Below are 261 nucleotides of genomic sequence, written 5' to 3' on the forward strand. Positions count from 1 at the left end.
GTGTCACGTCCAGTGCAGATTGCGCTGTCAGTGCACCAGCATCGATGGAAACACCAACTGTTGCGTTGGCAACGTTGACGTTGTCGATCGCACGGATGGTCAGACGTTCGATGTGGGTGGTGGTGTTAGCAGCTTGGTAGCTGTCAACCAGGGCATCAACGATGGTGTCATTCAACTGGATCTGGGACACTTGGGTGACTGCTGTGTCGTTGGTCAGTTCGATGTTACCGATGTTTTTGATGCCGTTGAAGTCGCCGATGG

General features: G+C 53.3%; 1 protein-coding gene. It reads right to left on the bottom strand.

Annotation, left to right across the window (positions count from 1 at the left end; translation table 11 throughout):
• The coding region (locus H8L32_RS28510; protein WP_186951026.1) for a hypothetical protein at window positions 1-261 on the bottom strand (261 nt) is incomplete at both ends.

It is taken from the genome of Undibacterium hunanense, from assembly GCF_014284335.1.
Lineage (GTDB): Bacteria > Pseudomonadota > Gammaproteobacteria > Burkholderiales > Burkholderiaceae_D > Undibacterium > Undibacterium hunanense.